The organism is Bradyrhizobium sp. Y36 (assembly GCF_002531575.1).
Taxonomy (GTDB): Bacteria; Pseudomonadota; Alphaproteobacteria; order Rhizobiales; family Xanthobacteraceae; genus Bradyrhizobium.
Genome location: NZ_NWTI01000055.1, coordinates 1 through 529, shown reverse-complemented (window position 1 = coordinate 529; position 529 = coordinate 1). Strand labels below are relative to the sequence as shown.

Here is a 529-nt window from a genome sequence, read left to right as displayed (position 1 = left end):
GGGCCTCGGCCGCAAGGACGAGATCGGCGAGATGGCCGGCGCGGTCGAGGAGTTCAAGGTTCAGGCGGTGGCGAAGGCCGAGCGCGATGCCGCCGCCAGCGAGGCCCAGAACAGGGAGGCGAGCGCAGCCCGCCGCTCCGAGCTGATCCGCTTCGCCGACGATTTCGAGAGCGCGGTCGGTGCCATCGTCTCCAACGTCTCGGCCTCGGCCGTGCAGCTGGAATCGGCGGCATCCACGCTGACCCGCACTGCCGAGACCACCCAGAGCCTGTCGAGCCAGGTCGCCGGCGTGTCCGAGCAGGCTTCTTCCAACATGCAGTCCGTCGCCACCGCGACCGAAGAGCTCTCGGCGTCGGTCGAGGAGATCGGCCGCCAGGTCCGCGACTCCAACCGCATTGCGGAAGCTGCCGTGGTGCAGGCCAGGGAAACCGACGGCCGGATCGGCAAGCTCTCGCACGCCGCCCAGCAGATCGGCGAGGTGGTCAAGCTGATCACGGCGATCGCCGAGCAGACCAATCTTCTGGCGCTC

1 pseudogene is annotated in these 529 nt (G+C 69.2%); it reads left to right on the top strand.

Annotated elements, in window-relative coordinates:
* A pseudogene (locus CO669_RS34815) lies at positions 1-529 on the top strand (methyl-accepting chemotaxis protein); the annotation flags it as partial.